The following is a 19,948-nucleotide window of genomic DNA, read 5'->3' on the forward strand; positions in this document are numbered from 1 at the left end:
GCGGCGGCCCGGAGGCGGGCAGCGCGGTGCCGGAACGGACACGGGTCGACGGACCGGTCCGGCGGGATGAGCGAGGGGACAGTGTGCGTCCGCGAGATGGCCGAGGAGGAAACGAGAGCGCGAAGGGAAGCAGGCGGCCAGATGAAGGCAAGATGCGTCGTGGGTGGCTGGCCGAACACCGGGCCGGGTCGTGATCGACGGCGTTACGGACGACGTGACGACGACGCGACGATGCGAGGCAGCGAGAGGACGATACCCGCCAGAAGGCGGTGCGTCACTTCGCAGCACACGAATGGGCGCGCCGGTCTGCCGCCGACACCTCCGGAAGGGCCTGTGGGCGCCCGTGACCAGCGCTTTTCCGTCCGGGTGCGATCATGGTCGGGACGGCACTCCGGCGAGCCGCGGAGGGCACTCCGACGGGCCGCCGGGCGTTCACCGGTGCAGTGGCGGTCCGAGGCAGGGCCAGGGCGGGAATTCCGGCGGGGCCCGGCACGCTGCAGACGAGGAGAAGCCGGTACGAGTCGACGAGTAGAGAACGGGGTGTGGGTGCGCGGTGCGTGATCCCCAGGCGCTGTACGAGCTGGATCAGCAGGGCGTGGCCGCCGTGGCCGCGGCGAACGCCGCGTTGGCCGACACCGGCGCCGGTTTGGTGCTGCTCCACCACTTCGAGGGCTTCATGGATGCCGGTGAGGCCGGCGGCCAGGTGGTGGCCCACCTGTTGGAGCAGGGTTCGCCGCAGGTGGTGGCCCGCTTCGACCACGACCGCCTGGTGGACTACCGGGCCCGCCGCCCGGCGATGGTCTTCGACCGTGAGCACTGGTCCTCCTACGACCCGCCGGAGATCCTGCTCCAGCTCGTCCACGACGCGGCCGGCGCGCCATTCCTGCTGCTCACCGGGCCCGAGCCGGACGTCGAGTGGGAGCGCTTCTCCGCGGCCGTGCGCGGGCTGGTCGAGCAGTTCGAGGTCCGGCTGACCCTGGACTTCCACGGCATCCCGATGGGCGTGCCGCACACCCGCCCGGTCGGCCTGACGCCGCACGGCAACCGGCTGGACCTCGCGGCCGGGTACCCGCAGTGGTTCGAGCAGGCCCAGGTGCCCGGCAGCGCACAGGCGCTGCTGGAGTACCGGCTCGCGGAGGCCGGGCACGACGTGCTGGGTTTCGCCGTGCACGTGCCGCACTACGTGGCGCGCTCGGAGTACCCGGCGGCTGCGGTACTGATCCTGGAGGCGGTGCAGTCGGCCACCGGCCTGGTGCTGCCGGGCACCCGGCTGCGCGAGCGGGTCGGCGAGGTCTACGCAGACATCGAGGAGCAGCTGGCCCAGGGGGACGGGGAGATGCGCTCGGCGATCCGCGGTATGGAGGGCCAGTACGACGCGGTGGCGGGCGCCGAGGGCCGGGAGAGCCTGCTGGCCGAGCCGGTCGACCTGCCGTCGGCGGACGAACTGGGCCGGCGCTTCGAGCAGTTCCTCGCCGAGCACGAGCGCGGCCCCGAGTAGGACGGGCGCGGCCCCGGGCGGAACGGGTACGGCCCCGGGCGGGACGCATGCCGGGCGCGCCTCGGGCTGCAAGAATCACCGGACGGGCGGGAGTCATCCGACACCGCCCGTTCGTTGGCGAGTGAGGTGCCCGGGGGACGGGCCGCCGCAGGGAGAGACGTCGCCGTTCCGACCCCCGGGGGGATTCCATGCCGGTGCCCGCACGTTGGGCTGCTCGTCCACGTTCGGCCGCTCGTCCGGCGGCCGGGCGGGCCGCTGTTCTTGCCACCGGGCTGGCGGTGCTGCTGGCCGGTTGCAGCGGCGGGGGCGGAGTGAACGGCTCCGGCGCCGCTGCCTCGGACGCCCCGCGCCCGGTGCGGGCCACCCCGACGCCCACCCCGACCCCGACACCCGCCGGCCCGTACGTCGCCCTCGGGGACTCCTACACCTCGGGCCTGAAGATCGCCCCGCAGGTGGGGGAGCCGAAGGGCTGCGCCCGCTCGGCGGTCAACTACCCGTCTCTGGTGGCCAAGTCGCTGGGACTGGCGGACGGCCAGTTCCGCGACGTCAGCTGCAGCGGTGCCCGCACCGGCGACCTGACGGACTCCCAGCAGACCGACGGCGGGGCCAACCCGCCCCAGTTGGACGCACTCTCCCCGGCCACCCGGCTGGTCACGGTCGGGATCGGCGGCAATGACGCCGGGTTCATGGAGGTCGTCGGCCAGTGCGCCAAGGAGAACCTGGCCGACGCGGTGAAGGGCCTGATCGGCTCGACCCGGGCCGAGGCGCCGTGCCGGGAGCACTATTCCACCCCCGGCGGCGCCGGCGACCAGGTGCAGCGCAAGGTCGACGCGGCCGGCGAGCGGCTGGGCCGGGTGCTCCAGGAGGTCAAGCGCCGTTCCCCGCAGGCCCGGGTGTACGTGGTCGGCTACCCGGCGCTGCTGCCCGCCGACCCGGCGAGTTGTGTGCCGGTGCTCGGCAGTACCGTCGCCGCGGCCGACCTGGGGTTCCTGGCGGAGAAGGAACAGCAGCTGAACGCGATGCTCAAGGGCCGCGCGGAGTCGGCCGGCGCGGTCTTCGTGGACGCCGCCGCCCCCTCGGCCGGCCACGACATGTGCGCCGGCGCGGCCGACCGCTGGGTGGAGCCGCCCTTCCCGGCGTCGGGCCTGGCGGCGATCCACCCCAACGCCAAGGGGCAGGAGGGCGTGGCCGCCGCCGTCCTCAAGGCCGTCCGCGGCTGACCGCCCCGGGCCTCGGGCCTCTCGGCTCCGGACTCTTCCGCTCCCGGCCGTTTCAGCCCGGCGCGTTCAACGCCCCGAACGCCCCGCGCCGCTCCGGGCCACCAGGGTGACGCTGCGCGCCAATTCGGCGGCGTAGTCCCAGGTCAGTGACGGAACGTCGAACAGCAGCCGGTACCACATCGGGCCGAACACGAGGTCGATCAGGTGGTCGTCATCCGGGTGGACGACCTCCCCGCGCTCCCGGCCCCGTGCCAGCAACTCGCGTACGGCCGTCCGCCGTACCGCGATCAACCGCTCCCAGAGCAGGGCGCCGAACTCCGGGTCCTGCAGTGCCTCCGCGGCCAGGGCCCGGTTCAGCGTGCCGCTGACCGTCCGCTGCGCCTCGAACGTCGCGGTGAGCAGGACGGTGAGGTCACCGAGCAGTGAGCCGGTGTCCGGCGTCGGCAGTTCGGTCGCGGCGAAGCTGCCGAGGGTGTCCAGCACCACCTCGCCCTTGCTGCGGTAACGGCGGTACACGGTCTGCTTGGAGACGCCGCTCAGTGCCGCGATGCCTTCCATGCTCAGGCCCCGGTAGCCGTCGCGTTCGACGATCTCGGTGACGGCCGCGCGGATGGCGGCGTCGACGGCGGGGTCGCGTGGTCGTCCAGTCATGGCGCCCACCCTAAGGGGTTGACATACGGTGCGTCTCGTATTGGAATAGCAATACGCAACGGACCGTATTGGAAAGGGGGATCCGATGCGTACCCACCCCGAGTTATCCGAGCGAGCCCAGGCATCCGAAGCATCCGAGACATCCGAGACATCCGAGAGGTCCCGGCGGTCCGACGGGCTTGGGCAGCCTGGAAGCCCCGGTCGCGCCGCAGCCGCGCTGCTGGCGCTCTCGCTCGGCTACTTCACCCTCGGCACCAGCTCGCTGGCCGTGGTCGGCCTCGGCACGCCGATCGGCCACGACCTGCACACCGGGCCCGGCAGCGTCGGCGTCCTGGTCAGCGTGTTCGCGCTGAGCTTCGCGCTGGCCGCGCCCTTCGCCCCCGCCCTGCTCGGCCGGCTGGACCGCCGGACGGCGCTCCTGGTCGGCCTGGCGCTGCTCACGGCCGGCGGTGTGATCGGCGCCCTCGCCCCCTCCTACGGGGTGCTGGCCGCATCCCGCGTGGTGGCCGGGCTCGGTGGCGCCGTGTTCGGCCCGGCCTCCTCGGCGGTGGGCTCGCTGATCGTCCCCGAGGAGCGCCGGTCCCGGGCGCTGGCCACCGTGTTCGCCGGTATGACGGTGGCGGCGGTCGCCGGAGTGCCGCTCAGCTCCTACCTCGGCGAGGCCGTCGGCTGGCGCTGGGCGCTGGCGGGGGTGGCGGGCGCGAGCCTGCTGGCGCTGGCCCTGGTGGCCGCCCTGGTCCCGGCCGTTCCGGCGGGGGAGCCGCCGACCACCGCCGCCTACCGGGCCGTGCTGGCCACCCCGGGCGCCGCGGCGACCGTACTCACCACGCTGTTCTGCATGGCCGCCCAGTTCACCGTCTACGGGGTCGCCGGCGCCTACCTCGCCGCCCGTTTCGCGGTCGGACCGGGCGCCGTGACGGGGGTGCTGTTCGCCTTCGGCGCGGTAGGCGTCCTGGGCAACGCATGCGGCGTCCGGCTCTCCGCGCGGCTCGGCGGCGCGGTCACCGTCACGGTGACCCTGGCCGGCCTGGCCGCGGCCTTCCTCGGACTGCTCGCAGCCCCGCGCGGCCTGGCCGCGGCGCTGCTGCTCTTCGCCGTCTGGGCCTTCTTTGGCCAGCTCTACCAGGCCCCGCAGCAGGCCCGGCTGATCGCTCTCCGCCCCGGCCAGCGCGGCGTGCTGCTCGCCCTCAACGCCTCGATGCTCTACGTCGGCATCAGCCTCGGCAGCCTGCTCGCCGGTGCGCTGCTGTCCGCCCTCGGCGCCCGCGCGCTGCCCGCCGTCGGTCTCGCCGCGCTCGCCCTGGCCGGCCTGGCCCACCTGCTCTCGGTCCGTGGCCCGGGCCGCAGCAGGCCCGTCACCGCCGTCACCGTCAAGTCCCGTACCACCCAGCCCTGAACAGGAGCCGTCCCATGAACGCCATCACCGATCCCGCCGCCACCGACCTCAGCGCCGCGACCGACCTCGCCACCGCGACCGACCTCAGCGCCGCCCGCGCGCTGGTCCGGGACTACCTGGAGACCGTCTGGAACCAGGGCCGGACCGACCTGGCCGACCGCTACCTCGCCGAGGACCTCGCCCAGCACAACCCCAACCTCCCCGACGGCCGGGCGGCGCTCACGGCCTTCGTCGACGGCCTGCGCGCCCAGCTGCCCGAGCTCCGCTTCGAGCTGCGCCGCCTGGCCGCCGACGGTGACCTGGTCTTCGCACACTCGCTGTTCACCGCCGCCCCGGGCGACGAGGGCCGGGCCGTCATCGACGTCTTCCGCCTCGAAGGCGGCCTGATCGCCGAGCACTGGGACCTCAACGAGGCGGTCCCCGCCACCACCGCGAGCGGCCGTCCGATCGTCTGACCCCCCCGCCGCCCATGGGCGGCCGACCCGCCGGCTCCCCCTCGGCCCGCCAGGGGAGCCGGCGTACGGGCGTGTCCGGTCCCGCGCTCCGAATCGCCCCGCCTGGCCTGTCCCGCTGGCACGGACCGTGCCGCCGGCCGGTAGGCCGCTGGCACGCGGTCGTGGATGCATCGATCCACACAGTGCCTCTCAAGCGCGGCACGCCTCGCGTGTCAGAGGGGCGGCGTACCGTAATTGGCATGTGACTCCTCCTCTCCGAGAGACGGAGAGGCTTCTCACTCGGCTCCGGGAGCCTCATGACGGCCAAGCCCTGACCGCTGTCCGAGGACAGGTGACTGATCGTATGTCACGTGACGGAAGCGGACGACTACGCAAGGAGATGGATGGACGACACCGCGCACCGCCTCACCGCCGCCCCGACCCTGTACGACCACGCCGCCGAGGCCCGCTGGGTGCCCGAACCGGACAAGCGCCCCGGCCGGACGGCGTTCCAGCGCGATCGCGCCCGCGTGCTCCACTCCGCCGCCCTGCGCCGGCTGGCCGGCACCACCCAGGTGGTCGCCCCGATGCGCAGCGACTTCCCCCGCACCCGTCTCACCCACTCCCTCGAATGCGCCCAGGTGGGCCGGGAGTTGGGTGCCGCCCTGGGCTGTGACCCGGACCTCGTCGAGACCGCCTGCCTGGCCCACGACATCGGCCACCCGCCGTTCGGCCACACCGGCGAGGAGGCGCTCGACCAGGCCGCCGAGGCCTGCGGCGGTTTCGAGGGCAACGCGCAGTCACTGCGCATCCTCACCCGCCTGGAGCCCAAGCGCTTCGCCCCGCAGGACGAGCAGCCCGCCCGGCTGGCCCCCTGGCCCGGCCGCAGCGTCGGCCTCAACCTGAGCCGCGCCGCCCTCGACGCCGCCACCAAGTACCCCTGGACGCACGGCTCCCACCCCCTCGACCCGGTCTCGCCGAAGTACGGCGTCTACGCCGACGACCTGCCGGTCTTCCGCTGGCTGCGGGCCGGCTCCCCGGCCGGGCGCAAGTGCTTCGAGGCCACCGTCATGGACTGGGCCGACGACGTCGCCTACTCCACCCACGACGTCGAGGACGGCCTCCAGGCCGGCCACATCGACCCGGACGTGTTGCGCGCCCCGAGCGAGCGTGCCGAGCTGTTCAAGGTCGCCGAGCGCTACGCCCGGGACGCCGAGCCCGAGGAGCTGGCCGACGCCCTGGACCGGCTGCTCGCCCAGGAGTGGTGGCCCCGCTCCTACGACGGCTCGGCCCGGTCCCGGGCCGCCCTCAAGGACCTCACCAGCCAGCTGATCGGCCGCTTCTGCCTGGCCGCCGAGCAGGCCACCCGCGCTCGCTACGGCCCCGGCCGGCTCACCCGGTACGCGGCCGAGCTGGTGGTGCCGCGGGACGTCCGGCTGGAGTGCGCGGTGCTGAAGGCGGTCGCCGTCCGGTTCGTGATGCAGCGCGACGAGCAGGCCCAGCTGCGGGCGCGCCAGCGGATCGTGATCGCCGAGCTGGCGTACGTGCTCAACCAGCGCGCCCCCGAGGGTCTGGACCCGGTCTTCGCCGCGCTCTACCGGGAGGCGGACGACGACCGCGCCGCCCTCCGCGCGGTGATCGACCAGATCGCCACCCTCACCGACGCCTCGGCCACCGCCCTGCACGGCAAGCTGGTCGGAGCGGCCTGGACGTAGCCCCCCGCGCTGCCGCCGCGCCGGGCCGCGCGATGCCCGGCCCGGCCGGAAAGCCCACGGCCGGAAAGCCGCCCCGGTCCCGCCTCCCACTCCACCCGGGCCGCCCCGCTCGCCCCGGCGCAGCCGGTAACCCGCGCCACCCCAGTAGACTTCCGGGGTGGCCGGGCGGATCAGGGACGAAGACGTACAGGCGGTGCGCAGCGCACTGCCCATCGACGTGGTGGTCGGCGACTACGTTCAGCTCACCAACGGTGGCGGTGGCGAGTACAAGGGCGTCTGCCCCTTCCACGACGAGAAGTCCGCCTCCTTCTACGTGAACCCCGCCAAGGGCGTCTTCCACTGCTTCGGCTGCCAGGAGAACGGCGACACCATCGCCTTCCTGATGAAGATCGAGCACTTCACCTTCGCCGAGGCCGTCGAGCGGATGGCCGCCCAGGCCAACATCACGCTCCGCTACGAGGAGGGCGGCTACAGCCCCCGCCACCAGCAGGGCGAGCGCACCCGCCTGGTCGAGGCGCACAAGGTGGCCGCCGCCTACTACCAGGAGCAGCTCGCCTCGCCGGAGGCGGAGATCGGCCGACGCTTCCTGGCCGAGCGCGGCTTCGACGAGCAGGCGGCGCAGACCTTCGGCGTCGGCTACGCCCCGGCCGGCTGGGAGCACCTGGTCCGCTACCTGCGGGGCAAGGGCTTCAGCGACAAGGAGATCCTGCTCGGTGGTCTGGCCTCGCAGGGCCAGCGCGGGGGCCTGATCGACCGCTTCCGGGGCCGGCTGGTCTGGCCGATCCGCGACATCGCCGGCGAGGCGGTCGGCTTCGGCGCCCGCCGCCTGCGCGAGGACGACAACGGCCCGAAGTACCTGAACACGCCCGAGACGCCGATCTACAAGAAGTCCCACGTGCTGTACGGCATCGACCTGGCGAAGAAGGAGATCGCCAAGTCGGGCCGGGCGGTGGTGGTCGAGGGCTACACCGATGTGATGGCCTGCCATCTCGCGGGCGTCACCACGGCGGTGGCCACCTGCGGGACCGCGTTCGCCGAGGACCACATCAAGATCATCCGCCGGTTGCTGATGGACACCTCCCAGTACCGCGGCGAGACCGTCTTCACCTTCGACGGCGACGCGGCCGGACAGAAGGCCGCCCTGCGCGCCTTCGAGGACGACCAGAAGTTCGCCGCCAAGACCTCCATCGCGGTCAGCCCCGGCGGCATGGACCCGTGTGATCTGCGCCTGGCCAAGGGCGACGACGCGGTCCGCGAGCTGATCGACAACCCGGTCCCGCTGTTCGAGTTCGCGCTGCGTTCGGCCGTCGCCCGGCACCGGGTGGAGACCCCGGAGGGCCGCTCGGCGGCGCTGGAGGAGGCGGCGCCGATCGTCGCCAAGATCAAGGACCGCTCGATCCAGCACGAGTACGCCGTCCGGCTGGCCGGCATGCTCGGCATCCTGGACGAGCAGTTCGTGGTCCGCCGGATCTCCCAGCTGGCCCGCTGGGACCGCGAGCGCCAGCAGAACCCGCGGGCCAACGGCCAGCAGCGGCGCCCCGAGCAGCCGCAGCCGACGAGGTCCGTCACCCCGCTCTTCCGCCTCAACCCGCGCGACCCGGCACAGTTCGTGGAGCGCGAGCTGCTCAAGCTGGCACTCCAGCACCCGGACCTGGTCGCCCCGGCCTTCGACCACTACGGCGAGGACGAGTTCCCGACCCCGCCGTACACCGCCGTGCGCCGCGCGATCGGCCAGGCCGGCGGGGCGGCGTACGGGGTCACCCTCGCCGACTTCACCAGCGCGGTGCGCGAGGCGGCCCCGGACGACCAGGTGCGGTCGCTGGTGACCGAGCTGACCGTGGAGCCGGTGCGGTCGCGCCGCAAGGCGGACGCGGTCTACGCGGGGGAGTTCCTGGTCAAGCTACGGCTGCTGGCCGTGGAGCGGCGGGTCAACGAGGTCCGTGGCCACCTCCAGCGGCTGGGCACCCGGGCCTCGGCGGAGGAGCTGCACGCGGTGCAGACCGAGTTGTGGCAGCTCCAGCAGTACGGTCAGCAGCTGCGCAGCCGCGGCGCCGCGGCGCTGTAGTCGCGCCGCCGCCCCGGCTGGAGACGCGGCCGCCCCGCCCGCCCGGAGACCGGGCCGCCACACCCGGTCGGAGAAAGTCCGCGCACGAGTCTCGGCCGCGGAGTGTGGCGTACCCCACACTGGAGGGCGTCCCAGCTCCGTACAGCGCGGGTCCGCCAGAGTCGCGCCCGCCCCGAGGGGATGCCCGTGGACCAAGGCCTTGCCGCGACCACCCGCCCGACCACCGACCCGCTCGCCCCCCACGACGACCACGGCCGGGCCGGCTCTCCGCCGCCGGGCGGTGCCCGGGTGCCCGCGCAGGGCCTCCCGGAGGGCCACCCCGAGGCCCCCGAAACCCAAACCGACACCGAACCTGAAGCCGCATCCGACGCCGAAGCCGACACCGAACCCGACACCGATCCCGAAGCCGAGGCGGCGCCCGATGACGCCGAACCCGACCTCGACGCCGACCCGGGCCCCGTCGGCGCGACCGGCCCCGCGGCGGACCTGCTCCGCCAGTACCTGCGCGAGATCGGCCGGATCCGGCTGCTGAACGCCGCCGAGGAGGTGGAGCTGGCCCGCCGGATCGAGGCCGGTCTCTTCGCCGAGGAGCGGCTGAACCGCGTGCCGCCGCCCCCCGACCCGCTGGCCGTCGAGCTGGACACCCTGGTGGTGATCGGCCGGATCGCCAAACGGCGGCTGATCGAGGCCAACCTGCGTCTGGTGGTCTCCGTCGCCAAGCGCTACATCGGCCGCGGGCTGACCCTGCTGGACCTGGTCCAGGAGGGCAACCTCGGCCTGATCCGGGCGGTGGAGAAGTTCGACTACACGCGCGGCTACAAGTTCTCCACCTACGCCACCTGGTGGATCCGCCAGGCGATGAGCCGCGCCCTGGCCGACCAGGCGAGGACGATCCGGGTGCCGGTGCACGTGGTCGAGCTGATCAACCGGGTGGTCCGGGTGCAGCGCGCGCTGCTCCAGGAGCGCGGGACCGAACCGACCCCGGCCGAGATCGGCGTCGTACTGGAGCTGACCGAGGCGCGGGTGCGGGAGCTGATCCGGCTGGCCCAGGAGCCGATCTCGCTGCACACCCCGGTCGGCGAGGAGGACGACGTGGCGCTCGGCGACCTGATCGAGGACGCCGACGCCGCCTCGCCCGCCGAGTCGGCCACCTTCCTGTTGCTGCGCCAGCACCTGGACGCGGTACTGGCGACGCTCGGCGAGCGGGAACGCCAGGTCGTCCACCTCCGATACGGCCTGGACGACGGTCGCCCCCGCACGCTGGAGGAGATCGGCGTGCTGTTCGGGGTGACCAGGGAGCGGATCCGCCAGATCGAGTCCAAGACCCTGGTCAAACTCCGCGACCACGCCTTCGCCGGGCAACTCCGTGGCTACCTGGACTAGGGAGTCCTGCCTGGACTAGGACGCGGTGGCGCTCGGGGTCGCCGGCGGCGAGGCCGGGCCGATCGGGATCGGGGTGGAGGCGACCAGGTGGGCCAGGTCGGAGGCGCCGAGCGTGCAGGCGTCCCCGGCCGGCTGGTGCCCGCAGACCTGGAAGGTCGCGGCCGGGTCCGCCGCGTTCACCATCAGCGAGTAGTTGTCGTACCCCCAGTGGATCAGCGCCGTCTCCGTCTCGCCGGTGCTGCTGGTGACGGTGGAGTAGTCGCCGGGCTCGCCCTCGGTGATGGCGGCCCATGCGGCCTGGCACTTCTGGCTGTAGCGCAGGTAGATGACCACCTTGCCCATGTTGCTGGTCTGGAGCGTCCGGGCGTCGCTACCGCAGCCGGTGGCCTTGGGGTCCTTGTGCGAGCAGCCGATGGCCTGGCACGCGGAGCCGGGCAGGGCGGGCTTGGCAGCCGGGCTGGTGGTCGCGGTCGTGGGCGTGGCGGGCTGCGCGAGGGCGGCAGGCTCCTGCCCGGAGCCGTGCGTGTACCGGACCCCGGCCAGCACCAGCAGCGCCACCGTCACCAGGGCGCCGGCCGCCAGCGCCGCCGGCCGCCGCCACCACGGCGCGGCCGTGGCGGGCTCCCAGCCCTCCACCGCGCCTGCGACAGCCTCTGCCAGAGGGTCCGCGGCAGACTCCACCACGGGCTCGGCGGCAGACACGACCACGAGCCCGGCCACCGGTGGGGCGGTGTCCTCCGCGCTGCCCTCCGTGGCGGCCTCCGCGCTGCCCTCCGCGGCGCCCTCCGCAGCGACATCCGCGGTGCCCTCCGCAGCGACATCCGCGGTGCCCTCCGGTGCCGTCGCCCCGGCCCAGAGCGCCCGCAGCGCGGGGCCGTCGCACTCCACCGCCCCGATCAGCGCGTCCAGCGCCTGGTCGGTGACGACCCGTTTGCCGTTGAGCCAGCGCTCCCAGGAGGCGCGGCTGTAGTGGGTCCGGGCCGCCAGCTCGGACAGTGAGAGCCCGGTCGCGTCCTTGACGGCGCGAAGTTCCTCCGTCAGGCGTCGGGCGGGGTCGGACAGTTCGTCCGGGAGTTGCTTCCAAGCGGATGCCATGCGGCCTTCCCAACATCAGAAACGGGGAACGCGGGATCGAGGACAGGGCCGAGTTGGGCACCGGCCCGGGGCCTGGGGGCGTCTCCGCGTCTCCAACCTCACCGGCCTGCCGTCTCAAACCCCAGGTCATGGCGCTGAGACGGACGGAAGTGTCTCACACCCCCGGTGGCCGCTCGAACATCCACAGGTCCATCGTGCAGAGTTCTCAGGCCGGTCCGTTTCGGGCGCAGGGATCCTTCGTCCGGGCACCGATTCCGAGGCCGGCTCCTGACGTCCCGAATCCCCCACACCGCTCGCGGCAGCCTCGCGGGGGGAGGCTGCCCCGAGCGCAGGGACGCGCGGCGGGGAGGGCGCATCATGCCGCCCTCCCCGCCGCGATCACTTCCCCTGTCCGCCGCCGCGCGGTGCCCGGGGGGAACGCGCCCGGGGAACGCTCAGTGGTGGAAGCCCATGCGGGGCGGTACCCCGAGGTCCTTCAGCGGGCCGGGCTGGCGCCGCAGCTCCGGCAGCAGCCGGGTGAGGTCGTTGAGCAGCAGGTCGGCGAGGTCCCGGGAGAAGCCGTTGCGGCAGACCACCCGTAGCACCGAGAGGTCCTCCCGGTTCTCCGGGAAGGTGTACGCGGGCACCTGCCAGCCGCGCTCGCGCAGCCGCCGCGACACGTCGAACACGTCGAACGGGACGTCGTCGGTGGTGGTGAAGGCGAAGACCGGGAGATCCTCGCCGCGGGTCAGCAGCCGGAAGCAGCCGAGCGCCTCGATCTGCCCGGCCAGGTAGATGGCCACCTCCCGGGAGGCCCCCTGGACGGCCCGGTAGCCGTCCCGGCCGAGCCGCAGGAAGGTGTAGTACTGCGCGATCACCTCGGCGCCCGGGCGGGAGAAGTTGAGCGCGAAGGTCGGCATCTCGCCGCCCAGGTAGTTGACCCGGAAGACGAGCTCCTCGGGCAGCGCCTCGCGGTCGCGCCAGAGCGCCCAGCCGACGCCCGGGTAGACCAGGCCGTACTTGTGCCCCGAGGTGTTGATGGAGGCGACCCGCGGCAGCCGGAAGTCCCAGAGCAGCTCGGGGTCGAGGAAGGGCGCCACCATGGCGCCGGAGGCGCCGTCCACATGGACCGGGACGTCCAGGCCGGTCCGCTGCTGGAGCTCGTCGAGCGCCGCGCAGATCTCCGCCACCGGCTCGTAGGAGCCGTCGAAGGTGGAGCCGAGGATGCCGACCACGCCGATGGTGTTCTCGTCGCAGAGGGCCACGGCCTGCTCGGCGCCGAGGTGGTAGCGCTCGCCCTCCATCGGGGCGGTGCGCGCCTCGACCTCCCAGAAGTTGCAGAACTTCTCCCAGCAGACCTGCACGTTGATGCCCATCACCAGGTTGGGCCGGGCACCGGCCGCGTAGCGCTCGGCGTTGCGGCTCATCCAGCGGCGCTTGAGCGCGAGGCCGGCCAGCATGCAGGCCTCGCTGGAGCCGGTGGTGGAGCAGCCGACCGCGCCGTCCGGGTCGGGGGCGTGCCAGAGGTCGGCGAGGATGGCCACACAGCGCCGCTCCAGCTCCGCGGTCTGCGGGTACTCGTCCTTGTCGATCATGTTCTTGTCGAGGCACTCGGTCATCAGCCGGGTGGCCTGGATCTCCATCGACGTGGTGACGAAGGTCGCCAGGTTGAGCTTGGCGTTGCCGTCCAGCATCAGTTCGTCGTGGATCAGCTGGTAGGCGGTGTCGGCCGGTACCGGACCGTCGCCGAGCCGGTGCAGCGGCGGCGCCAGCTCCATCGCGCCCAGCGGGTCGGCGGTGCCGACGAACGGGCTTACGGTCAGCCGGCGATCGTCGCCGGCTCCCTTGTGCAGAGCCATGGGATCCTGCCGCCCTTCGGTCCGGTAGCCGCGTCGCCTTCCACGCTGCCACCGGGCGTGGGGTGACGCATCTTCACGAGCCTCGCCCTCGCCACCCCGCGGCCCGTCTCAGCCGGCCGTCTCGGGATGGATCTGCTCCCGGGCGGCCCGGTACTGCTGGCGTACCGCCGCGCCGACCGGCAGGTCCTGTTCGGCGTCCGGTGTGACGGTGACCGTCTCCGGCAGCTCCCAGCGCGGCGGCTCGGGGGTGCCGGCCAGCGCCCAGGCGGCCTGCCGGGCCGCGCCGCGCGCCGCGTGGGCGCCGGGCGGCGGCACCACCACGGGGACGCCGAACAGCAGCGGGGCGATCTGCCGGACGGCCGGCAGCCGTCCGGCCGCGCCGAGCAGGAAGACCCGCCTCACCTCGACGCCCCGGGCCCGCAGCACGTCCAGCGCGTCCGCGAGGTTGCAGAGCATGCCCTCGACGGCGGCCCGTGCCAGGTGCTGGGGGGTCATCGACTCGGCCCGCATCCCGGTCAGCGTGCCGGCCGCGTGCGGCAGCGCGGGCGTCCGCTCGCCGTCCAGGTAGGGCAGCAGCACCATCCCGTACGCGCCGGGGGAGGACTGCAGGGCCAGCTCGCTCAGGCCCTCCAGGTCCTGGCCGAGCAGGGCGGCGGTGGAGCGGAGCACCTGGGCGGCGTTCAGGGTGGCGACCATCGGCAGGTGGCGGCCGGTGGCGTCGGCGAAGGAGGAGACCAGCCCGGTGGCGTCCACCACGGCCTGCTCGTGCACGGCGAAGATCGTCCCGGAGCTGCCGAGCGAGACCGCCGCGTCGCCGGGTTCGAGGCCGAGACCGAGCGCGGCGGCCATGTTGTCGCCGGTGCCGGCCGAGATCAGCAGCCCCTCGGGGGTGTGTCCGGCGGGCTCGGCCGGACCGAGCACGTGCGGCAGCTTCAGCTCGTGCCCGAGCGCCAGCTCGACCAGGTCCTGCCGGTACTCGCCGGTGATCGGCGACCAGTAGCCGGTGCCGGAGGCGTCGCCCCGGTCGGTGGTACGCCGTTTGGGGTGGCCCAGCAGCTGCCAGACCAGCCAGTCGTGCGGCAGCAGCACCTCGGCCACCCGGCGGGCGTTGGCCGGCTCGAACTCGGCCAGCCAGCGCAGCTTGGCGATGGTGTACGTCGGGCCGGGGACGGCGCCGATCGCGGCCGTCCAGGCGGCCGGGCCGCCGAGCGCGTCCAGGAGGGCGGCCGCGGCGCCGCTGGAGCGCGGGTCGTTCCAGAGGATCGCGGGCCGCACCAGCACGCCGCCGGCGTCCAGGCCGATCATGCCGTGCTGCTGCGCGCTGACGCCGATCGCCCGGACGCCCTCCAGCAGGCCGCCGGCGGCCGCGTCGCCGAGCGAGTGCAGCCAGATCTGCGGGTCGGCCTCGCCGGCCCGGGTGTCCTGGCCCTCCGGCGAGGGGTGCGGGGCCTTGCCGGACCGCAGCACCGCGCCGGTCTCGGTGTCGCACGCGACGATCCTGGTGCGACCGGTCGAGCTGTCTATCCCCGCGACGATGGCCATGTCGAGATCATGCCTCAGCGGGCGTCCGGGCGCGGTCCGTCCGGGCAAGTGTTGCCCGTTCGGTACCGCTCCGGAGCCGTCGCGGACGCCCGGCCGTCACCGCCCGGTCACGGCCGGAAGGTACCCCAGCTGTCGTCCTCCACCCGGGGGCGGTTGAAGTACGACACCCGGTCGGTGACCGCGTTCGGCAGCCGGTCCCCGACCTTGCCCGCAACGGCGTCGGCCGCCTTCACGGCGGCGGCGCCGGCCTGCTGCTTGGCCTTGTCGGCGGCGGTCTGCACCTTGGGGTTCTGGGCGACCTGCCGGGTGACCCTGGCGATCTGTTCGTACCGCTGGCGTCCGGCCCGCGAGCCCAGCACGTAGCCCGCCGCGAGTCCGACGATCAACGACAGCTTCCACATGATCGGATTCCACCCTCTCCTGGCGGCCTCTGCCGCATTGCCCTACCCGTCCTTCGGGGCGGCGAACCGTCCGTGCCCCCAGCATCCCCGTGCGCTGTGCCGGGCGCGCGCCGGGCACGCCGGGCGGGGGCGCCGGGGCGGCCGGGGAAAGCGATTGGCGGACCACCCCCCCGAGTGCGCTAATGTATGTCCCGCAGCGAGCGCCGAGGAGCCCGGGAGACCGGGGGCCGAAGCGGAAGCCCGATCCCCCATAGCTCAATTGGCAGAGCAGCCGACTGTTAATCGGCAGGTTATTGGTTCGAGTCCAATTGGGGGAGCTCAGGTGGCGGTCCTCTCGGGGGCGGCCGTCCTGCCCGTGGTGCGACGCTTGTCCACCGCGATCCCGCATAGCTCAATTGGCAGAGCAGCCGGCTGTTAACCGGCAGGTTTTTGGTTCGAGTCCAAATGCGGGAGCTTCACCGGGTGCGCCCGGTGACTGCTCAGAGCGAAGGCCCCCCGGTCGACCGGGGGGCCTTCGTGTTGTGCTGCTCACACCGGTCTCGCCCTGCTCGCGGCGGTGTCGCCCTGCCCACGCCGCCCGCCCGGGCGGACGTCAGTCGGTGGCCCGGCGGTACAGCTCGGCGACCCGGTTGTCGAAGGTGATGCTGTACGAGGTGCCCGGACTCTCGCCGCCCTCCTGGTAGCCGCCGATCACGCCGATCACGTTGCCGGCCGTGGTGATCCACGGGCTGCCGCTGGTGCCGTTGGTGTAGCCGCCGCAGTCGAAGCGTTCCTGGGTGGGGCTCTGCGGGCTGGTCCGGACCGCGCAGGTGATCGGCTCGTCGCGCTCGTTGGGGTAGCCGGTCACCGAGACGGCGAGGCCGAAGCCCTGGCCGGTGCCGAGCGGGTTCCCGCCGACGGCATCCTCGATCTCCCGGCCGTCCACCGGTCGGAGGGTGATGAACGCCACGTCGTACTCGGGGTCGTCGTCGGCCGCCCAGCGCGGATCGACGGTGACCGCCTGCACCGGCCAACTCCCGTACGGGGAGTAGCCGTTGCGGTAGCCGGGGGTGAACACCAGGCCGTCCAGCAGGCCGATCCGGCGGCTCTGCACGCAGTGCGCGGCGGTCACCAGCAGATTCCGTCGCGGGCTGTGCACCACGCTCGCCGTGCAGGCCCGCGGCCCCTGGGCGGTGTGGATCGAGAGGGTGCCGATCCGGTCGCCCGTCGGGCTCTGCGGCGCCACCGCGGCGGTCGGCGGCTTCTTGTCCCCGCTGCCGCAGGCAGTGCCGGAGGTGAGCAGCAGGGCCGCCAGCGCGACCGCCTGGGCCGCGCGGCCGGGCCATACCGGGCGGGGGGCCATCGGGGCTCCGTCTCGTCCTCGGGGGCGGCCCCTGCGGGTCGTGCGGACCGCCTTTCGTGAGGAAGATCTACCAGTCCTCGCCCGGCGGCGCCAACCTCCGAGCCCGGCGGTTTCCCTTTGGGGCGGACGGCGCCGTGCCGTGCCGTGCCGGGCCCGGCACGGTCACCCGGTGGCGCGGTCGTACAGGGCCTGGACCTTGTCCCCGAAGTAGCTGCTGTACGAGGTGTCGGGCGAGTCGCCGCCCTCCTGGTAGCCGCCGATCACGCCGACCACGGTGCCGGTGCGGGTGTCCGCGTCGAAGTCGGTCACCCAGGGGCTGCCGCTGGTGCCTCCGGTGTAGTCCGGACAGTCGATCCGCAGCTGGGTGGGGCTCTGCTCGGAGGTGGTGTTGCTGCAGGTGATCGGCACCTCGCTGGTGCCCGGGTAACCGGTGACCTTCACCGGCAGCCGGTAGCCGCGGTTGACGCCCAGCCGGTTGGCGCCGAGCACCTGCTGCACCTGCTGCCCGTTCTGCGGCCGGACCACCGCGAAGGCGACGTCGACGTCCGGGTCGGCGTCGTCCTTCCAGGCCTGGTCGACGGTGACCGCCAGCAGCGGCCAGACGCCGCTCGGGGTGTCGCCGTCCCGGTAGCCGGGGACGAAGACGAGGTCGCTGCGCTGTCCGAGCTGTGGGTCCCACACGCAGTGCGCGGCGGTGACGATCAGGTTGAGCCCGGCGCTGTCGACCACGCTGGCGGTGCAGAAGTGGTCGCCGTCCGCGTTCCGGGTGAAGACGGCCCCGACCAGGCCGTTGAGCACGGTGGGCTTGGCGGTGCGGGTGACGCCCGTCTGCCGGCCGAGCGCGCCGCGCAGCCGTTCCGGGCTCCAACCGTGGTTGTCGGTGGAGGCCGAGGTCGTGCCGGCGGCCGAGGCGGGGTGGGAACGCACCGTCGGGCTGGCGCCGCCGGGGCCCGCCGCGGTGGTGCAGCCCGCCGCGGCCAGGACCGCCAGCGCGGCGCCGGCCGCCACCAGCTCACGTACCGTCATCGGCCCAGGCTCCCCGCTGCGGCCGTGGGCCCGCCACCGGAACTGCTCCGCGTGGGGAGGCGCGCTTCCGTGCGCACCCATGTGCGCCCCCGGCGCGCACCACGGGTGATCGACCGGCTATGCTGCCCGGGACGGCCTTGCGGGGCCGTCTGCTGCTGCCGCGACCGGGTGACCGGTGCGCGCGGCGAACCGGGGCGGTAGCTCAGCCGGTTAGAGCAGGGGACTCATAATCCCTTGGTCGTGGGTTCGAGTCCCACCCGCCCCACCTCGAACACGTGGCAGATCGTCCGATGGAAGGTCGGGCCGGCCTGCACACATGCCCGAGGCCCACGCGGCACTCTAGTGGCAAGGCCGGTCGGAATCCGCCTCAACACCCCGAGATTCACCCTCCTAGTGGACACCCGGCGGACATGGCGCGGCAGAGCCGACCTCTGGCGGCTCTGGCGGGCCTCCCGGCGCGAGCGGACCGCTTCCTGACCGCAGGCCGCCGACGATCGCCGGCTCCCCAAACGCATGTTCGCGACGCGGTGGCGCCCCCGTCGGGGACCGTCCCTGGTGAGGACGACGCCGGTGCCCGTCCGGGCGGGGCGGGCTTCCCCGCGGACGGTCGGGACCGCCGGACGCCTGCGGTGGCAGGGTCCGGCCACGACGCCGCACCCGGGACCCGTCGGATGGCAGCTTCCTGCAGCGGACGGCGGATTCGCCCGCTGCCCTGCCTAGGCTCCCCCCGTACCTCGTCCAGCCAGGTACCTCATTCATCGAGGGCACACCCGGCACGGGTTCTCCCGGCGATGAGTGAGGGGAGGAAAGGACCACCTCCATGACGTCCCGCTCCGAGCAGGCAGCCTCCCGCCGTCCGTCCTCCCCGCGCAGCCGGACCGTGCTCTGCCCGGTCGACGTGCGGATTCTGGAGGGGATAGCCCGCGGCCACTCCAACCTCCAGCTGGCCACCCAGCTCTACCTCAGCCGCCAGGGCATCGAGTACCGGGTCGGCCGGATGCTGCGCCTGCTGCGGGCCTCCAACCGGGCCTCGCTGGTCGCCCGCGCCCACTTCCTCGGGATTCTCGCGGAGGGGACTTGGCCGCCCCGGGTCCTGCCCCGGTTCATCGAGGACGACGGGGGTGCCGCCCGCCGTGAGCCGGACGAGGCCGCCGGGCGGGCGTCGTTGTAGGGCCGTCCGTGTTGCCGGGCCTCCCGTCCGGCGGCTCAGCGGCCGGTCCGGACCGGGAAGTCGAGCGCGCCGGGAGCGACCGCGGGGGCGAGGCCGGCGGCCGCGGCCCGGCCGAGCAGGCCACGGACCGCCGCGTAGCCCTCGTCCCCGATCGCGGCGGTGTGCCCGTTCACGTAGAGGCCGATGTGCTGGTCCACCACCTGCGGCGCCATCTCCTGGGCGTGCCGGAGCACGTACGGCCGGGAGGCCTGCGGGTTGTCCCAGGCGTACCGCACCGAGTCGGCGGCTGCCCGGGCGAGGACGCCGAGGGCCTGTTCGCCCAGGCTCCGCCTGGCCACGATCGCGCCGAGGGGGATCGGCAGCCCGGTCTCCCGCTCCCAGACCTCGCCCAGGTCGGCGAGGCTGCGCAGGCCGTACTCGTGGTAGGTGAACCGCGCCTCGTGGATGACCAGCCCCGCGTCCACCAGGCCGTCCCGGACCGCCGGCATGATCTCGTGGAACGGCAGCACCACGACCTCACCGATGCCGCCCGGGCTGCCGGGCGGTGCGGGCGACACGGCCGTGGCCGCCCAGAGCCGGAACAGCAGGTACGCCGTCGACCGGCTGCTCGGCACGGCGACCCTGCGTCCCACCAGTGAGGCCGGCTCGGCCGCGTCCCTGACCAGGACCAGCGGCCCGCAGCCACGCCCGAGCGCGCCGCCGCTGGGCAGCAGCGCGTACTCGTCGAGGACGTACGGAAGGGCGGCGTAGGAGATCTTCAGGACGTCCAGCGAGCCCTGCTCGGCGAGCCCGTTGGTGACGTCGATGTCCGCGATCCGGACCTCGAGGGCGGGCGCGCCCGGGAGCAGGCCGTGCGACCAGGCGTGGAAGACGAAGGTGTCGTTGGGGCAGGGCGAGTACGCGATGGAGAGCGGTGGCACCGGCTCACCCTTCCTTGTCGGACGACGGCGCGTCGGGCCGCGGCCGGGCCCACCTCTCCAGGGAAGCGGCTGCGGTCTGGGGATTTCCCTGGAAAGACCTCGCCAGGATGAGGGCGCACCGTGCCTCACGGGCACCTACCTAGGGGGTTCTGGCATTGGACGCAGGGCTGAAGCGCGAGCTGGAGGCGAAGGTCTACGCGGGTGAGCGGCTGACCCGGGAGGACGGGATCGCGCTCTACGAGAGCGATGAC

General features: G+C 73.7%; 16 protein-coding genes and 3 tRNA genes. 11 read left to right on the forward strand and 8 right to left on the reverse strand.

All coding sequences use genetic code 11. From position 1 onward, the window contains the following. Positions 1-553: 553 nt before the first annotated feature. Positions 554-1,498, forward strand: a complete 945-nt coding sequence (locus ACZ3YO_RS25970) for a PAC2 family protein (RefSeq protein WP_465548786.1) — start codon at positions 554-556, stop codon at positions 1,496-1,498. Positions 1,499-1,809: 311 nt separating this feature from the next. Continuing rightward, on the forward strand, positions 1,810-2,718 hold the full coding sequence (locus ACZ3YO_RS25975) for an SGNH/GDSL hydrolase family protein (protein WP_465573556.1): 909 nt from the start codon (positions 1,810-1,812) through the stop codon (positions 2,716-2,718). Between the two features lie 66 nt (positions 2,719-2,784). On the opposite strand, the gene ACZ3YO_RS25980 is transcribed toward ACZ3YO_RS25975, so the two are convergent. Continuing rightward, positions 2,785-3,369, reverse strand: a complete 585-nt coding sequence (locus ACZ3YO_RS25980) for a TetR/AcrR family transcriptional regulator (protein WP_465573559.1) — start codon at positions 3,367-3,369, stop codon at positions 2,785-2,787. A gap of 85 nt (positions 3,370-3,454) precedes the next feature. Between ACZ3YO_RS25980 and ACZ3YO_RS25985 the strand changes: the two genes are divergently transcribed. The 5 genes from ACZ3YO_RS25985 to ACZ3YO_RS26005 all read left to right on the forward strand — a co-directional run bounded on the left by ACZ3YO_RS25985 (position 3,455) and on the right by ACZ3YO_RS26005 (position 10,362). Further along, complete coding sequence (locus tag ACZ3YO_RS25985; protein ID WP_465573562.1) at positions 3,455-4,765, forward strand: MFS transporter; 1,311 nt, start codon at positions 3,455-3,457, stop codon at positions 4,763-4,765. Positions 4,766-4,779: 14 nt separating this feature from the next. Next, positions 4,780-5,220, forward strand: coding sequence for a nuclear transport factor 2 family protein (locus tag ACZ3YO_RS25990; protein ID WP_465573565.1), 441 nt, complete (start codon positions 4,780-4,782; stop codon positions 5,218-5,220). A 383-nt stretch (positions 5,221-5,603) separates the two neighbouring features. Next, positions 5,604-6,914: a deoxyguanosinetriphosphate triphosphohydrolase gene (locus ACZ3YO_RS25995; RefSeq protein ID WP_465573568.1), complete on the forward strand. Its 1,311-nt coding sequence runs from the start codon at positions 5,604-5,606 to the stop codon at positions 6,912-6,914. A 157-nt stretch (positions 6,915-7,071) separates the two neighbouring features. Beyond that, entirely contained in the window at positions 7,072-8,979 is a 1,908-nt protein-coding gene (dnaG, locus tag ACZ3YO_RS26000) for a DNA primase (protein ID WP_465573571.1), read from the forward strand. Between the two features lie 180 nt (positions 8,980-9,159). Then, positions 9,160-10,362 carry an RNA polymerase sigma factor gene (locus tag ACZ3YO_RS26005; RefSeq protein WP_465573573.1) on the forward strand — a complete coding sequence of 401 codons (1,203 nt, stop codon included), beginning with the start codon at positions 9,160-9,162 and terminating at the stop codon, positions 10,360-10,362. A gap of 15 nt (positions 10,363-10,377) precedes the next feature. On the opposite strand, the gene ACZ3YO_RS26010 is transcribed toward ACZ3YO_RS26005, so the two are convergent. The 4 genes from ACZ3YO_RS26010 to ACZ3YO_RS26025 form a co-directional block, all read right to left on the reverse strand. Next, entirely contained in the window at positions 10,378-11,457 is a 1,080-nt protein-coding gene (locus ACZ3YO_RS26010; RefSeq protein ID WP_465573576.1) for a helix-turn-helix domain-containing protein, read from the reverse strand. A gap of 434 nt (positions 11,458-11,891) precedes the next feature. After that, a complete protein-coding gene (locus ACZ3YO_RS26015) occupies positions 11,892-13,295 on the reverse strand; it encodes a glutamate decarboxylase (RefSeq protein ID WP_465573579.1) in 1,404 nt (467 codons plus the stop codon). 108 nt (positions 13,296-13,403) lie between these two features. Further along, the gene (locus ACZ3YO_RS26020) at positions 13,404-14,837 is read right to left on the reverse strand and encodes an FGGY family carbohydrate kinase (protein WP_465573582.1); all 1,434 of its coding nucleotides are present in this window, start codon (positions 14,835-14,837) and stop codon (positions 13,404-13,406) included. A gap of 107 nt (positions 14,838-14,944) precedes the next feature. After that, complete coding sequence (locus ACZ3YO_RS26025; protein WP_465573585.1) at positions 14,945-15,238, reverse strand: hypothetical protein; 294 nt, start codon at positions 15,236-15,238, stop codon at positions 14,945-14,947. A gap of 244 nt (positions 15,239-15,482) precedes the next feature. Here ACZ3YO_RS26025 and ACZ3YO_RS26030 point away from each other — a divergent pair. Both ACZ3YO_RS26030 and ACZ3YO_RS26035 read left to right on the forward strand, forming a co-directional pair. After that, a tRNA-Asn gene (locus ACZ3YO_RS26030) sits at positions 15,483-15,555 on the forward strand. Between the two features lie 63 nt (positions 15,556-15,618). Next, positions 15,619-15,691: transfer RNA gene (locus ACZ3YO_RS26035), tRNA-Asn, on the forward strand. A 139-nt stretch (positions 15,692-15,830) separates the two neighbouring features. Here ACZ3YO_RS26035 and ACZ3YO_RS26040 read toward each other — a convergent pair. Continuing rightward, complete coding sequence (locus ACZ3YO_RS26040; RefSeq protein ID WP_465573587.1) at positions 15,831-16,580, reverse strand: trypsin-like serine peptidase; 750 nt, start codon at positions 16,578-16,580, stop codon at positions 15,831-15,833. A gap of 162 nt (positions 16,581-16,742) precedes the next feature. After that, a complete protein-coding gene (locus ACZ3YO_RS26045; protein WP_465573590.1) occupies positions 16,743-17,606 on the reverse strand; it encodes a trypsin-like serine peptidase in 864 nt (287 codons plus the stop codon). A 191-nt stretch (positions 17,607-17,797) separates the two neighbouring features. Here ACZ3YO_RS26045 and ACZ3YO_RS26050 point away from each other — a divergent pair. Further along, positions 17,798-17,871, forward strand: a tRNA-Ile gene (locus tag ACZ3YO_RS26050). Positions 17,872-18,426: 555 nt separating this feature from the next. Continuing rightward, entirely contained in the window at positions 18,427-18,777 is a 351-nt protein-coding gene (locus ACZ3YO_RS26055; RefSeq protein ID WP_465573591.1) for a LuxR C-terminal-related transcriptional regulator, read from the forward strand. A gap of 35 nt (positions 18,778-18,812) precedes the next feature. Here the strand turns inward: ACZ3YO_RS26055 and ACZ3YO_RS26060 are convergent, their stop codons facing one another. Continuing rightward, positions 18,813-19,697 carry a 1,4-dihydroxy-6-naphthoate synthase gene (locus ACZ3YO_RS26060; protein WP_465573594.1) on the reverse strand — a complete coding sequence of 295 codons (885 nt, stop codon included), beginning with the start codon at positions 19,695-19,697 and terminating at the stop codon, positions 18,813-18,815. Positions 19,698-19,948: the final 251 nt, after the last annotated feature.

Source organism: Kitasatospora sp. NPDC022785, assembly GCF_055561295.1.

Bases quoted from the DNA above. Each gene is read 5' to 3' on its own strand.
- ACZ3YO_RS25980 (WP_465573559.1), bottom strand. From the start codon at position 3,369: ATGACTGGACGACCACGCGACCCCGCCGTCGACGCCGCCATCCGCGCG.
- ACZ3YO_RS25985 (WP_465573562.1), top strand. From the start codon at position 3,455: ATGCGTACCCACCCCGAGTTATCCGAGCGAGCCCAGGCATCCGAAGCA.
- ACZ3YO_RS25990 (WP_465573565.1), top strand. From the start codon at position 4,780: ATGAACGCCATCACCGATCCCGCCGCCACCGACCTCAGCGCCGCGACC.
- ACZ3YO_RS25995 (WP_465573568.1), top strand. From the start codon at position 5,604: ATGGACGACACCGCGCACCGCCTCACCGCCGCCCCGACCCTGTACGAC.
- ACZ3YO_RS26005 (WP_465573573.1), top strand. From the start codon at position 9,160: ATGCCCGTGGACCAAGGCCTTGCCGCGACCACCCGCCCGACCACCGAC.
- ACZ3YO_RS26010 (WP_465573576.1), bottom strand. From the start codon at position 11,457: ATGGCATCCGCTTGGAAGCAACTCCCGGACGAACTGTCCGACCCCGCC.
- ACZ3YO_RS26015 (WP_465573579.1), bottom strand. From the start codon at position 13,295: ATGGCTCTGCACAAGGGAGCCGGCGACGATCGCCGGCTGACCGTAAGC.
- ACZ3YO_RS26020 (WP_465573582.1), bottom strand. From the start codon at position 14,837: ATGGCCATCGTCGCGGGGATAGACAGCTCGACCGGTCGCACCAGGATC.
- ACZ3YO_RS26025 (WP_465573585.1), bottom strand. From the start codon at position 15,238: ATGTGGAAGCTGTCGTTGATCGTCGGACTCGCGGCGGGCTACGTGCTG.
- ACZ3YO_RS26040 (WP_465573587.1), bottom strand. From the start codon at position 16,580: ATGGCCCCCCGCCCGGTATGGCCCGGCCGCGCGGCCCAGGCGGTCGCG.
- ACZ3YO_RS26045 (WP_465573590.1), bottom strand. From the start codon at position 17,606: ATGACGGTACGTGAGCTGGTGGCGGCCGGCGCCGCGCTGGCGGTCCTG.
- ACZ3YO_RS26055 (WP_465573591.1), top strand. From the start codon at position 18,427: ATGACGTCCCGCTCCGAGCAGGCAGCCTCCCGCCGTCCGTCCTCCCCG.